The 13,374-nt window shown below is 64.9% G+C and carries 12 protein-coding genes; 9 read left to right on the forward strand and 3 right to left on the reverse strand.

Features of this window, described 5'->3' with window-relative positions; genetic code table 11:
* Positions 1 to 115 precede the first annotated feature (115 nt).
* On the forward strand, positions 116 to 895 hold the full coding sequence (locus NR187_RS09810; protein WP_211382902.1) for a class II aldolase/adducin family protein: 780 nt from the start codon (positions 116 to 118) through the stop codon (positions 893 to 895).
* 208 nt (positions 896 to 1,103) lie between these two features.
* Here the strand turns inward: NR187_RS09810 and NR187_RS09815 are convergent, their stop codons facing one another.
* The 3 genes from NR187_RS09815 to NR187_RS09825 all read right to left on the reverse strand — a co-directional run bounded on the left by NR187_RS09815 (position 1,104) and on the right by NR187_RS09825 (position 5,651).
* Positions 1,104 to 2,498 (reverse strand): M20/M25/M40 family metallo-hydrolase, encoded by a 1,395-nt coding sequence (locus NR187_RS09815; protein WP_256806352.1) that lies wholly within the window; start codon positions 2,496 to 2,498, stop codon positions 1,104 to 1,106.
* Between the two features lie 38 nt (positions 2,499 to 2,536).
* Positions 2,537 to 3,895, reverse strand: coding sequence for a glycosyltransferase family 87 protein (locus NR187_RS09820; RefSeq protein ID WP_211382900.1), 1,359 nt, complete (start codon positions 3,893 to 3,895; stop codon positions 2,537 to 2,539).
* Positions 3,896 to 4,028: 133 nt separating this feature from the next.
* A complete protein-coding gene (locus NR187_RS09825) occupies positions 4,029 to 5,651 on the reverse strand; it encodes a helicase HerA-like domain-containing protein (protein ID WP_256806353.1) in 1,623 nt (540 codons plus the stop codon).
* A 348-nt stretch (positions 5,652 to 5,999) separates the two neighbouring features.
* On the opposite strand from NR187_RS09825, the gene NR187_RS09830 reads away from it, so the two are divergent.
* The 8 genes from NR187_RS09830 (at position 6,000) to scpA (ending at position 13,343) form a co-directional block, all read left to right on the forward strand.
* Positions 6,000 to 6,365 carry a DUF2267 domain-containing protein gene (locus NR187_RS09830; protein WP_256806354.1) on the forward strand — a complete coding sequence of 122 codons (366 nt, stop codon included), beginning with the start codon at positions 6,000 to 6,002 and terminating at the stop codon, positions 6,363 to 6,365.
* Between the two features lie 26 nt (positions 6,366 to 6,391).
* Positions 6,392 to 6,799, forward strand: coding sequence for a DUF4332 domain-containing protein (locus tag NR187_RS09835; protein WP_211382897.1), 408 nt, complete (start codon positions 6,392 to 6,394; stop codon positions 6,797 to 6,799).
* A gap of 231 nt (positions 6,800 to 7,030) precedes the next feature.
* A complete protein-coding gene (gene folP, locus NR187_RS09840) occupies positions 7,031 to 7,891 on the forward strand; it encodes a dihydropteroate synthase (RefSeq protein WP_256806355.1) in 861 nt (286 codons plus the stop codon).
* A complete protein-coding gene (folB, locus tag NR187_RS09845; protein WP_211382895.1) occupies positions 7,888 to 8,256 on the forward strand; it encodes a dihydroneopterin aldolase in 369 nt (122 codons plus the stop codon). The genes folP and folB overlap by 4 nt, the downstream gene beginning before the upstream one ends.
* 1 nt (position 8,257) lies before the next feature.
* Positions 8,258 to 8,749, forward strand: coding sequence for a 2-amino-4-hydroxy-6-hydroxymethyldihydropteridine diphosphokinase (gene folK, locus NR187_RS09850; protein ID WP_211382894.1), 492 nt, complete (start codon positions 8,258 to 8,260; stop codon positions 8,747 to 8,749).
* Positions 8,750 to 8,830: 81 nt separating this feature from the next.
* Entirely contained in the window at positions 8,831 to 10,702 is a 1,872-nt protein-coding gene (locus tag NR187_RS09855; RefSeq protein WP_256806356.1) for a methylmalonyl-CoA mutase family protein, read from the forward strand.
* Positions 10,699 to 11,163, forward strand: coding sequence for a GFA family protein (locus NR187_RS09860; protein WP_256806357.1), 465 nt, complete (start codon positions 10,699 to 10,701; stop codon positions 11,161 to 11,163). Before NR187_RS09855 ends, NR187_RS09860 begins: the two co-directional genes overlap by 4 nt.
* 23 nt (positions 11,164 to 11,186) lie before the next feature.
* Complete coding sequence (gene scpA, locus NR187_RS09865) at positions 11,187 to 13,343, forward strand: methylmalonyl-CoA mutase (protein WP_256806575.1); 2,157 nt, start codon at positions 11,187 to 11,189, stop codon at positions 13,341 to 13,343.
* Positions 13,344 to 13,374: the final 31 nt, after the last annotated feature.

Below are 13,374 nucleotides of genomic sequence, written 5' to 3' on the forward strand. Positions count from 1 at the left end.
GACCCGCTGGCTCCATGCGGGCTACGCTGGACTGCCGCGCTTTCGGCGCCTTGCCGCCGCCCCCAACCGCGACTACGCTGCCGCCCCGCAACAACGATGTTCGGAGAGACCAGCCATGTCGCCAGCGGAAGCGCGCCTGAAGGAAGTGCCGTCGAACATGACGGAGGCCGAGTGGCAGCAACGGGTCAATCTCGCCGCCTGCTACCGCCTCGTCGCGCTCTACGGCTGGGACGATCTGGTCGATACCCACATTTCCGCGCGCGTCCCCGGCCCCGATCATCACTTCCTCATCAACCCCTACGGGCTGATGTTCGACGAGATCACGGCCTCCAGCCTCGTCAAGGTCGATCTGCACGGCAACCAGCTCTCCGAGAGCGAGTACAGCATCAATCCGGCCGGCTTCACCATCCATTCGGCGATCCACGAGGTGCGCGAGGACGCAATCTGCGTGCTGCATCTCCACACCCTCGACGGCACCGCGGTGTCGAGCAGCGCCGAAGGGCTGCTGCCGCTGAACCAGACGGCCCAGCTCGTCACCCACGACCTCGCCTATCACGACTATGAAGGCATCGCGCTCGACCATGACGAGCGGCCGCGGCTGCAGAAGGATCTCGGCGACCACAACCACATGCTGCTGCGCAATCACGGCACGCTGACGGTCGGCCGCTCGGTCGCCTCCGCCTTCGAGCGCATGTACCACCTCGAGCGCGCCTGCTCGATGCAGGTGCGCACGCGCGCGCTGGGCACGCCGGTCTATCCGGTGGACGATGTCGCGATCGACAAGAACACCGAGCTGCTCGCCAACCGCGACCGTGCCGAGCTGCGCGCGACGAACCTCGTGTGGCCGCCGCTGCTGCGCAAGCTCGACCGCGAACTGCCGGGCTATCGGTCTTGAGATTTTCGGGATTCGGTGTAGGGTAGCTGCCAACGAACCTCTACGCCTTTTGGAATGAAACGCCGCCCAATTCCGGGTGGCGTTTTTATTTTGGGGCGGCCTCCTCGGCTCGTCATGCGCGGGCTCGACCCCCGCATCCATCGCAAAATGATCTTGCCTGATGGATTGCCGGGTCAAGCCCGGCAATGACGGCGTTGATGCCGTAGCCCTACTTCACCTCCGCCAGCGCAGCCAGGATGCGGGCCCAGGAGCGGATGCCTTTCTGGAAGCTGCGGAGGTCGTACTTCTCGTTGGGCGAGTGGATGTTGTCGTCATCCAATCCGAAGCCGACCAGCAGCGAGTCGAGCCCAAGCGTACGCTTGAAGTCGGCGACGATCGGGATCGAGGCGCCCGAGCCCATCAGCACGGTCTCCTTGCCCCATTCCTCCGTCAGCGCCTTGCTGGCGGCTGCGAGCGGCTTCATGTTCCAGTCGAGCGCGACCGCCGGCGCGGCGGAATGGTCGCCGAACTCGACCTTGCAGTCGCCCGGAAGCCGCACCGTCACGTAGTCGCGGAAGCCCTTGCGGATCCTCTGGGGGTCCTGCCCCTCGACCAGGCGGAACGAGATCTTTGCCGAGGCATGCGACGGGATCACCGTCTTGGAGCCCTCGCCGATATAGCCGCCCCAGATGCCGTTGACGTCGCAGGTCGGGCGCGAGGAGGCCTGCTCGATCAGCAGCCGTCCCTTCTCGCCGGCCGGGATCGACAGGCCGATCGGCTTGAGGAACATCTCGGGCGTCAGGTTGAGCTTCTTCCACTGCTCCAGGATGTCGGGCGGCAGATCCTTCACCCCGTCGTAGAAGCCGGGGATGGTGATGCGGTTGTCGTCGTCGAACAGGCCGCCGAGGATTTTGGTCAGCACCCGGATCGGGTTCATCGCGCTGCCACCGAACACGCCGGAATGCAGATCGCGATTGGCAGCCGTGATCTTCAGCTCCTCGTAGAGCAGACCGCGCAGCGAGGTCGTGATCGCCGGCGTGTTGCGGTCCCACATGCCGGTGTCGCAGACCAGCACATAGTCGGCCTTGAACTCGTCCTTGTTGGCCTCGATGAAGGGCACGAAATTCTTCGAGCCGACCTCCTCCTCGCCTTCGATCAGGAAGGTGACGTCGATCGGCAGCGAGCCAGTCACCTTCTTCCACGCGCGGCAGGCCTCGACGAAGGTCATCACCTGGCCCTTGTCGTCCTCGGCGCCGCGCGCAACGATGATCTTGCGGCCGTCGGCGTGGTCGGTGACCACGGGCTCGAACGGCGGACGGTGCCAGAGATCGAGCGGATCGACCGGCTGCACGTCGTAATGGCCGTAGAAGATCACATGCGGCCGCCCGCCCGCCCTGGTCATGCCGACGATGGCGGGATGGCCGGCCGTGGGCCTCACTTCCGTGGCGACACCGAGGCTGGCGATGTCCTTGGCAAGATGTTCGGCCGCCGCCTTGCAATCGGCGGCGAAGGCCGGATCCGCGGAGATCGACTTGATCCGCAACAGCGAGAACAGCCGCTCCAGGCTGTTATCAAAATCCTTGTCGATGTGGTCGAGCACGGATTGAAGCTGCGCATTGGCCATGGTCGATTCCCTACGTTCGGGTCCCAAAAATCGGGAGCTCAGGATGTCTTTTCAAGAAGTCTTGGCTCTTCAAGAAGTCTGGCTTTTACCGCTACCGCAGGCTCGGAGCCAGCCGCAACCGGGGGATGGCGGATGTGCCATGCGAGGCAACCTGCGAGGATGGCCGTGGCGGCGAGGTTATTGCCCCAGGCCTGGGTGACGTTGGGAAACCACGGCAGCGACAGCAGCATGAGGGCGCCGGCCGCGCCCAAAGCGAGCCAGGTTCCAAGCCGCACGTTCGCCCGCTCGTCGAAAGCGGCACGATGCATCAGCACCGTCATCGGGAAGAACAGCCACATGAAGTAGTATTGCCGCGCCAGGGGCGATGCCACCGTCATCAGGCAGAACAGGATGCCCAGCTCCTCGGCGTCGGAACGCGCCGTTCGCCGTGCTTGCCGGGGCATGACCGCGACGAAGCCGAGCCCGAGCAGCGCCGACAGCGCCAGCACGATCCAGTTCGCCGTCCTGTAGTCGACGTCGATGACATTCATCGTGCGCGGCGGCTTGTTGGGATCCTCCTGATTGTAGTTGATCGGCCGGACCAGGCGATGCGTGACCGCAATGAGGGACTGGTTCACCCACGACCAGTTCTGCTCGTCGCGCTGGCCAAAACCCTTTTCCGAGCTCGAGCCGACCATGGCGTTATACCAGGTCTCGAGCTCGGCGGCGTTGCGCTCGAAGCCACGGATCGGCGCCGGCACGACATAGAGAAGGATGCCGGTGAAGGCGACCGTAGCGGCGACGGCGGCCCACTTCCGACGCCAGACCAGGTAGGGCAGAACCGCAATCGGAAACACCTTAATGGCGGTCGCGAGCGCGAACATGAAACCCGCGAGCCAGGAGCGCTGATGCTGCAAGCTCCAGAAGCCGTAGAGCATCATCGCCAGCAGCACGAGGTTCGGCTGGCCAAGATCGAACATGTCGAACACGAAGGTCACGGTGACGATGGCGGGCAGCGCCTCCAGCCAGGGGGCCGGCCTGCGGCCCGAAGCGGTCATGGCATTTGAGAGCATCCCGGTGTACCACCACGCCACGATATTGAGGATCGACAGCACGCTGTAGAGCGCGATCTTGCCGAACCAGCTCGGGATCGCCAGCAGGATCGCCGGCAGCGGTGGATAGATGAATTCGAAATACGCACCGATGTCGCCGGGATAAAGCGGCCCGCCCTGCAACACCTGCTGCCCGGCCCAGTACCACAGCCCGTAATCCTTGGTCTTGCCGTGGCCGAATATCTCGGGACCGAGGACATCGGCGGTCAGGACGAAGCAGCAGAGCAGGAAGAGCAGGTCGAGCGGCGCACGCAGCGACAGGGTTCTGAATGCGAGGGGTTCGGCGAAAGATTCGGTTGAGGTCACGGTGCGGTCCAGTCAGGGACCATAGCACCTAGCAGACCGACGGACGCTTGGAGAGTCCTGTTCACCCTAATTTGTACCGGTCGCGCACGAGGGCCGGGTTTGCGGACAGATTGCCTCGAACGGGGCTTTCTGCCTATCGACGCAGCAAGCCGCCGAGCGCGCCACGGACCAGGGTGCGGCCGATCGAGCCACCAATCTGGCCGGCGACCGACTTGCCGAGATTGGCGGCCATCCGCCCGATCACCTGGTTCGTCACCGATCGCGTCACGTCGCGCGCGATGACCTGGCCCGTCGACAGGCGACCGCGCTTGACGTTGGTGCCGAAGATGGTGCCGACCATCGAGCCGATCTGGCCGAGGATGCCGCCGCCACCACCAGCCGGACCGCCATCGGCAATCGCAGCCGTCCCGGCAATGCGCTTCTGGATCATCTCATAGGCGGACTCTTCATCAACGGTGGTGTCGTATTTGCCCTTCACCGGGCTCGCATCCATGATCGCCTTGCGCTCTTCCGGCGTGATCGGTCCGATCCGGGCCGATGGCGGTCGGATCATCACCCGCTCGACCATCGCCGGCGTGCCGTTGCCTTCGAGGAAGGACACCAGTGCTTCGCCCTTGCCGAGCTCCATGATCACCTTGGTGGTATCGAGCTTCGGGTTGGGCCTGAAGGTCTGTGCTGCGGCGGCGACCGCCTTCTGGTCGCGCGGGGTGAAGGCGCGCAGCGCGTGCTGCACCCGGTTGCCGAGTTGCCCGAGCACGCGGTCGGGGACGTCGATCGGGTTTTGCGTAACGAAATAGACGCCGACGCCCTTGGAACGGATCAAGCGGACCACCTGCTCGATCTTGTCCATCAGCGCCTTCGGCGCGTCGTTGAACAGCAGATGCGCCTCGTCGAAAAAGAACACGAGCTTCGGCTTGGGCAGGTCGCCGGCCTCGGGCAGCTCCTCGAACAGCTCCGACAGCATCCAGAGCAGGAATGTCGCGTAGAGCCGTGGGCTCTGCAGCAGCTTGTCGGCGACGAGGATGTTGACCATGCCGCGGCCGTCGCGATCGGTCTTCATGAAGTCCTTCAGCGTCAGCGCAGGCTCGCCGAAGAATTTGGTGCCGCCCTGGTTCTCCAGCACCAGGAGCTGGCGCTGGATGGTGCCGACGGTGGCCTTGGTGACATTGCCAAAGCCCTGGGCCGCCTTCCGGATGTCGGCAAGCGGATCATCGGCCGCGTCCGGCCCCTTCTTGCCGCTGTCGGGCACGATGGCATCGAGCAGCGCGCGCAGATCCTTCATGTCGACCAGGACAAGGCCGTTGTCGTCGGCGACGCGGAAGGCGACGTTGAGCACGCCCTCCTGCACGTCGTTCAGATCGAGCATGCGCGCGAGCAGAAGCGGTCCCATTTCCGTGACGGTCGCCCGTACCGGATGGCCCTGCTCGCCGAACACGTCCCAGAACACCGTCGAGAACTGGTCGGGCTCGAACGTCAGTCCCATCCCGGTAGCGCGCTTGACGATGAAATCCGTGGGCACGCCGACCTCGGAGATGCCGGAGAGGTCGCCCTTGATGTCGGCAGCGAAGACCGGAACACCGGCGCGCGCAAATCCTTCCGCCATGACTTGCAGCGACACCGTCTTGCCGGTTCCGGTTGCACCTGTGACGAGGCCGTGGCGATTGGCGAGCGCCAGCGTCAGCCATGCCTGCTCGTCTCCCTTGCCGACGAAGATCTTGTCGTCGGTGTCGCCGAGCTTGCTGTCCTGTGCGGTCATTATTCTCTCTGATCTGTCTGACGCGTTTCGCTGATCGAAACTCAAATGCACCAGTTCCGTAGTTTAACGCATGTCGCGCGCCGATTGAAACCATTCAACGCGGCCTCGGCATGCGACATTGCCGGAAACCAATGAGCGACATCAGCCGAAAGTAGGAATGACGCATTCGCACCGCGGCATTTTTTTGCCGATTCGATCTCCGCTCTTGCATCGCTGCAACACTTCTCGCGCGTTCGAGAACGAATCGGAACGTTGGTGGCGTTCATCGCTTGTATTTCACATCACACCGGCTCAAGATCATTTTGAAAGCAATACTCCGGCATGTGAACCGGCTGAGGGGCAGGCCATATGGACGAGCTGATCGGGCGGCTGGCGACAAACGCCAGCATAGATAGTGCTGTCGCTGAAAAGACCGTCGGCATTATCCTGGGCTTCCTCCGCAACGAGGGTCCTTCCGACATCGTCAAGGCTCTGATCGATCATATCCCCGGTGCGGAGGGCGCAATCGAGGCGTCCGGCAGCGGCGGCGGGCTGTCGCGGCTGATGGGCGGCGGCCTGATGGCGGTCGGGACACGCCTGATGGGCCTGGGCCTTGGTATGTCCGAGATTCAGAACGTCGCCCGTGAACTTTTTCGCTTCGGCCGAGACAAAATCGGAGCGGATCAGATGGGCAAGATCATCGCGGGGAGCCCGGGCCTCAGCCAGTTCGCCTGAAGCCTGCGCATTTCATATCGAGCATCATGACATATCCGATCTCCGAGATTGAGGGCCTGTCGACCTTTGCCGCCAACAAGTTGAAGGCGCAAGGTATCCGCACCACCGACGCGCTGCTCGAGGCGGCCTCGACCGTGAAGGGCCGCAAAGCGCTCTCCGCCAAGACCGGCATCAGCGAGCAGTTGCTGCTGGAATGGGCCAACGTCTCCGACTACATGCGTATCCCCGGCATGGGCAGGGCCAAGGTCGGCCTGGTCCGCGCCGCCGGCGTTACCACCGTGCGCGAGCTCGCCTATCGAAATCCGGCGAGGCTCGCCCAGAGCATGCGGGATGCCAACGAGAAGAAAAAGCTCCTCCGCATCCTGCCTTCAGAGAAGTCGGTCGGCGACATCATCGCCAAGGCAAAGAAGCTGCCGCCGAAGATTTCGTATTAGCCTGCTTTCCATCCGCGCCATTCTCTCCCCGTCATCCTGAGCTACTCGTCGTGGGACGCAACGCGTCTGACGACGAACCTCGAAGGATGCACGGCCACGCTGCGAGAGCCGGGCGGTCGCCCTTCGAGGGCCGCTGAAGAAGCGGCCACTCCAGTATGACGGTGAAACAGCAGCGCGCGTTGCCGCCAATCCCGTCTTGACTCCCCCTCCCCGGCAGCTAAAGCGAGCCGCATGAATGCCTCGCCCTCCCCATCCGTCCCGGCGGCCGGTTCAGTCGGGCATGATTTGCTGCGGACGCTGCTGGAGCGGCCGATCCCGGCAGTGATGGGTGTGCTCAACGTCACCCCTGATTCCTTCTCCGACGGCGGCGAATTCGTCGCACCAGAGCAGGCGCTCTCGCGAGCGCGCGAGATGATCGAGGCCGGGGTCGACATCATCGATATCGGCGCCGAGTCCACCCGGCCCTACACGGGTGCCAAGGCCGTCACGGTTGCCGACGAGCTTGCCCGGCTGAAGCCGGTGCTGTCAGGCGTCGTGGCGCTCGGCGTTCCCGTGTCGATCGACAGCATGAAGGCCGAAGTCGTGGCCTTTGCGCTCGACCAGGGTGCCGTGATCGCCAACGACGTCTGGGGCCTGCAACGCGACGCCGCCATGGCGCCGCTGGTGGCCGCGAGGGGCGTCCCCGTCATCGTCATGCACAACCGCGACAGCGTCGATCCCGCCATCGACATCATCGCGGACATGAAGGCGTTCTTTCAGCGCTCGCTGGAGATCGCGGCACAAGCCGGCATCGCCCGTGACAAGATCGTGCTCGACCCCGGCATCGGCTTCGGCAAGACGGCCGAGCAGAGCATGATTGCGCTGGCGCGGCTGCGCGAACTCGAAATGTTCGGCCTGCCGGTCCTGGTCGGCGCCTCGCGCAAGCGTTTCATCGCCTCGGCCTCGCCGTCGGAGCCGAAAGAGCGGCTCGCCGGCTCGATCGCCGCGCATCTGATCGCCGCCCGGCGCGGCGCAAAGATCATCCGGACCCATGACGTCGCCGAGACCCTGCAGGCCCTGCGGGTCGCAAACGCAATCGAGAGCAAGCAATGACCGATACGATCTTCGTGACCGGCCTGTCGATCCATGCCCGCCACGGCGTGATGGATCACGAAACCGAAGTCGGACAGCGTTTCGTCATCGACCTCGAACTCCATACCGACCTGTCGGAGCCTTCGCGCTCCGACCGCCTCGCCGACACGGTGTCCTACGCCGAAGTCGTGGCGACCACGACCGCGGCGTTCAAGAACACCAATTACAAGCTTTTGGAGCGCGCCGCCGGCGCGGTCGCGGATGCCATCCTGTCGCACTTCCCGCGTATCCGAGCCGTGAAGATCACCGTGCACAAGCCGCATGCGCCGATCGCGGCGATCTTCGACGACGTCGGCATCATGCTGACGCGCTCGCGGCACCCCTGACATGGCGAGCGTCCTCATTGCGCTCGGCGGCAATGTCGGCGACGTCCGCGCGACGTTCGGGAAGGCGATCGCCCATGTCTGCGGCATGGCGCAGGCCGCGCTGATCGCGCGCTCATCGGACTATGCGACCCCGCCCTGGGGCGACGAGGACCAGGCTCCCTTCATCAACGCCTGCATCGAAATCGACACCGGCCTCGATCCGCACGCACTGCTGTTCGTGATGCAGAAGGTCGAGCAGAAATTCGGCCGCACGCGGGACAAGGAGCGGCGCTGGGGCCCGCGCACGCTCGATCTGGACATGATCGCCTATGACGATGTCAGCCTGCACAAGCCCGACCTGACCCTGCCGCATCCGCGCCTGTTCGAGCGCGCCTTCGTGCTGGTGCCGCTGGCCGAGATTGCACCCGACCGCGTGATCGCAGGCATTCGCGTGCGTGACGGGCTCGCCAGCGTCTCGACGCAAGGCATTGAGCGGCTTCCGGATACCGGTTAACCAAAAACAACCGTTTGCAGGGACGGCCGGCCGTGGCAATTTCGCCTGCGAATAACAAGATTTTCGGGAGCCCCTCGCCGCATGACCTCCGTGACTGACGAACTGCCTCTGGCGGCGGATTTTCCCAGGGCGACCGTCGAAGACTGGCGCAAGCTGGTCGATGGCGTGCTGAAGGGCGCGCCGTTCGAGAAGCTGGTCGGCAAGACCTATGACGGCCTCAGGATCGATCCGCTCTATCCGCGCGCCAAGGGCGTTGCGCCCGTGGTGGGACGGCCGCCGGCCGCGCCCTGGCAGATCATGCAGCGGATCGACCATCCCGATGCGATGCTGGCGAATACGCAGGCGCTGACCGATCTCGAGAACGGCGCAACCGGGCTCGCGCTGGTGTTCGCCGGAGGCAACGGCGCTTACGGTTTCGGCCTGGAACCTTCGGCCGATGCGGTCGCAAAGGTCTTGAAGGACATTCATCTCGACGCCGGCATCGGCATCGAGCTCCAGATCGGTCCGCAATCGCGGATGGCGGCGATCCATGTCGCGGAATATGTGAAGAGCAACGGCATCGATCCTGCCGCCTGCGACATCCGCTTCGGGCTCGATCCGCTCGCCGCCGGCGCGGTGTGGGGCCACAGCCCCTATACCTGGGACGAGATCGTTCCTGCCGTCACCGGCGGCATCAAGGGCCTCGCCGCGCTCGGCTTCAAGGGGCCGTTCGCGTCTGCCGACGGACGCGTGATCCACGATGCCGGCGGCTCCGAGGTACAGGAGCTTGCCTTCGTGCTCGCCTGCGGCGTCGCTTATTTGCGCGCGATCGAAGGCGCCGCCGTTCCGCTGGAAGCTGCGCAGGGAATGGTTTATGCGCGTCTCTCTGCCGATGCCGACCAGTTCCTGACCATGGCAAAATTCCGCGCGTTGCGGCTGTTGTGGGCACGCATCGAAACGGCATGCGGATTGACACCGAAGCCGCTGTTCATTGCCGCCGATACGGCCTGGCGCATGCTGACGCAGCGCGACCCTTACGTGAACATGCTGCGCGCGACCATTGCGACGTTCGCAGCGGGGCTCGCCGGTGCCAACGCGATCACCGTGCTGCCGCATACGCTGGCGCTGGGGTTGCCGGATCCATTCGCGCGTCGCGTGGCGCGCAACACGCAAGCCCTGCTGCTGGAAGAAAGCAACCTTGCCAGGGTCAGCGATCCCGCGGCCGGCGCAGGCGGCATCGAGACGCTGACCGCGCAGCTGTGCGAGGCGGCCTGGGCGCTGTTCCAGGACAGCGAGAAAGCCGGCGGCGCCTTCGCCGCGCTTCAGCAGGGCGTGTTCCAGAGCAGGGTCGCGGCCGCGCGAAAAGCGCGTGACGCCAACATTGCAAAGCGCCGCGACGTGTTGACCGGTGCCAGCGAGTTTCCGAACCTGCATGAGCGCGAGACCACGGTGCTGAAGGCGACGCCGGTTGCGCTCGCCCCCTACGGCGAGCAGAAATACAATTTCGATGCGCTGCCGCCGATCCGGCTTGCGGAACCGTTCGAGGCGCTGCGCGACAAATCCGATGCCGCGCTGAAGGCGCGCGGGGCACGACCAAAAGTGTTTTTGGCCAATCTCGGTACGCCCGCCGACTTCACGGCGCGCGCGACCTTTGCCAAGAGCTTGTTCGAATCCGGTGGGATCGAGGCCGTTGACAGCGAGGGCTTTGCCGATCCGGCCGAGCTGGCTGCCGCCTTCAAGGCCTCCGGCGCCGAGCTCGCCTGCCTTTGTTCCAGCGACAAGGTCTATGCGGAACACGCCGAAGCCGCGGCGAAGGCCCTGCAAACCGCAGGCGGGCGACATATCTATCTGGCAGGCCGCCCGACTGATGCCGAGGCGGCGCTCCGTGCGGCCGGCGTCACGGGCTTCGTTTTCGCCGGCGGCGATGCGCTTGCCACGTTGCAAGACGCTTATCGACGTATGGAGCAGGCATGACCGAAGTGGGCAAACCAGTCTTCACCGGCGGCTGCCAATGCGGCGCAGTGCGCTTCGCGGTCACGGCCACGCCGAACCGGGTCTCGATCTGCCACTGCCGGATGTGCCAGAAGGCGAGCGGTGCGCCGTTCGCCTCCTTCGCCGACATCAACCGGGCGGATTTCGCCTGGACCAAGGGGCGGCCGTCGTTCTTCCGCTCCTCCACGATCGCGGACCGCGGCTATTGCGCCGCCTGCGGCACGCCACTCAGCTTCGGCCGTATCGACGGCGATCGGATCGAGATCATGACCGGCGCCTTCGACCGACCCGACCAGCTGGTGCCGACACGGCAATATGGAACGGAATCCCGCCTCGGCTGGGTGGTGGGAATCTCCAATCTGCCGAGCCAGACCACGCAGCAGAATTACGGGCCGGAGAAGATGGCGACCATCGTCAGCCATCAGCATCCGGATCATGATTGAGCGTCTATGATATGGTCGAAACCATGAGCCGCATTCCCAATTTCGCCGACGTCGCCTTCGAGCGCATCGCCACCGCCGCGCCGTCAGGCAGCGCCGAACCGTGGCTGACACCCGAGGGCATCCTGGTGAAATCAGCCTATGGCGAGGCCGATCTGGCCGGGCTCGATTTCCTCGACACCTATCCGGGCATCGCGCCCTATCTGCGCGGCCCCTACCCGACCATGTATGTCAACCAGCCCTGGACCGTCAGGCAATATGCCGGTTTCTCCACGGCGGAGGATTCCAACGCGTTCTACCGCCGCAACCTGGCTGCCGGACAGAAGGGCCTTTCGGTCGCCTTCGATCTCGCCACCCATCGCGGCTATGACAGCGATCATCCGCGCGTCGGCGGCGACGTCGGCATGGCCGGCGTTGCTATCGATTCCATCTACGACATGCGCACGCTGTTCGCGGGGATTCCGCTCGACCAGATGAGCGTGTCCATGACCATGAACGGCGCGGTGCTGCCGATCCTCGCGCTCTACGTCGCTGCCGCGGGCGAACAGGGCGTGGCGCCGGAAAAGCTCTCGGGCACCATTCAGAACGACATTCTGAAAGAGTTCATGGTGCGCAACACCTACATCTATCCGCCCGCGCCCTCGATGCGGATCATCTCGGACATCTTCGCCTACACCTCGCAGAAGATGCCGAAATACAACTCCATTTCCATCTCCGGCTATCACATGCAGGAGGCCGGCGCGACGCAGGATCTCGAGCTCGCCTATACGCTCGCCGACGGTGTCGAATATCTTCGCGCCGGGCTTGCGGCCGGCCTGGACGTCGACCGCTTCGCGCCGCGGCTGTCGTTCTTCTGGGCGATCGGCATGAACTTCTTCATGGAGGTCGCCAAGCTGCGCGCCGCGCGCCTGCTCTGGGCCAAGCTGCTGAAGCCGTTCAACCCGAAGGACCCGCGCTCGCTGTCGCTGCGCACGCACAGCCAGACTTCAGGCTGGTCGCTGACCGCGCAGGACGTGTTCAACAACGTGATGCGCACGACCGTGGAGGCGATGGCGGCGACGCAAGGCCATACCCAGTCGCTGCACACCAATGCGCTCGACGAAGCGCTCGCGCTGCCGACCGATTTCTCGGCGCGCATCGCCCGCAACACCCAGCTCTTCCTGCAGCAGGAGAGCGGTACCACCCGCGTCATCGATCCCTGGGGTGGCTCGTATTATGTCGAGCGGCTGACGCGCGATCTCGCCGCGAAGGCCTGGAGCCATATCCAGGAGGTCGAGGAGCTCGGCGGCATGGCCAAGGCCATCGAGGCCGGCGTGCCCAAGCTGCGCATCGAGGAGGCCTCGGCCAAGACCCAGGCCCGGATCGATGCCGGCAAGCAGGCGGTGATCGGCGTCAACAAGTACAAGCCGACGGATGAGGCTCCCATCGACATCCTCAAGGTCGACAACACCAATGTCCGCCGGCTCCAGATCGACAAGCTGACACGGCTGAAGTCAGAGCGCAGCCAGAAGGACGTCGATGCCGCGCTCGCCGCGCTGACGCGCTCGGCCGGCGAAGGCAACGGCAATCTGCTCGCGCTGGCCATCGACGCTGCGCGCGCGAAGGCGACCGTCGGCGAGATTTCGGACGCGATGGAGAAGGTGTTCGGCCGGCACCGTGCCGAGATCAAGTCCATCACCGGCGTCTACAAGCGGGAGGCGTCCACCATGGGCAACCAGGTCGAGAAGGTTCAGGCGCTGATCGATACCTTCGAGGAGGCGGAAGGCCGCCGGCCGCGCATCCTGGTGGCCAAGATCGGCCAGGACGGCCACGACCGCGGCCAGAAGGTGATTGCGTCCGCGTTTGCCGATATCGGGTTCGACGTCGACATCGGGCCGCTGTTTGCCACGGCGGACGAAGCCGCGCGACAGGCCGTCGAGAACGACGTCCACATCCTCGGCGTCTCCTCGCTGGCCGCCGCCCACCTCACCGCCGTGCCGGAGCTGAAGGCCGCGCTGAAGAAGCAGGGCCGCGACGACATCATGATCATCGTCGGCGGCGTGGTGCCGCCGCAGGATTACGACGCGCTCTACGCCGCCGGGGCGGAGGCGATCTTCCCGCCAGGCACGGTCATCGCGGACGCGGCCGAGGAGCTGATCCGCAAGCTGAACGCCCGGCTCGGGCATAGCGAGGCGGCGGAGTAGAGCCACCCTCATTCCCGAACACTCGGGCCCA

The sequence above is a fragment of the Bradyrhizobium sp. Bra64 genome (assembly GCF_024519875.1).
In the GTDB taxonomy this organism is placed as follows: Bacteria; Pseudomonadota; Alphaproteobacteria; order Rhizobiales; family Xanthobacteraceae; genus Bradyrhizobium; species Bradyrhizobium japonicum_G.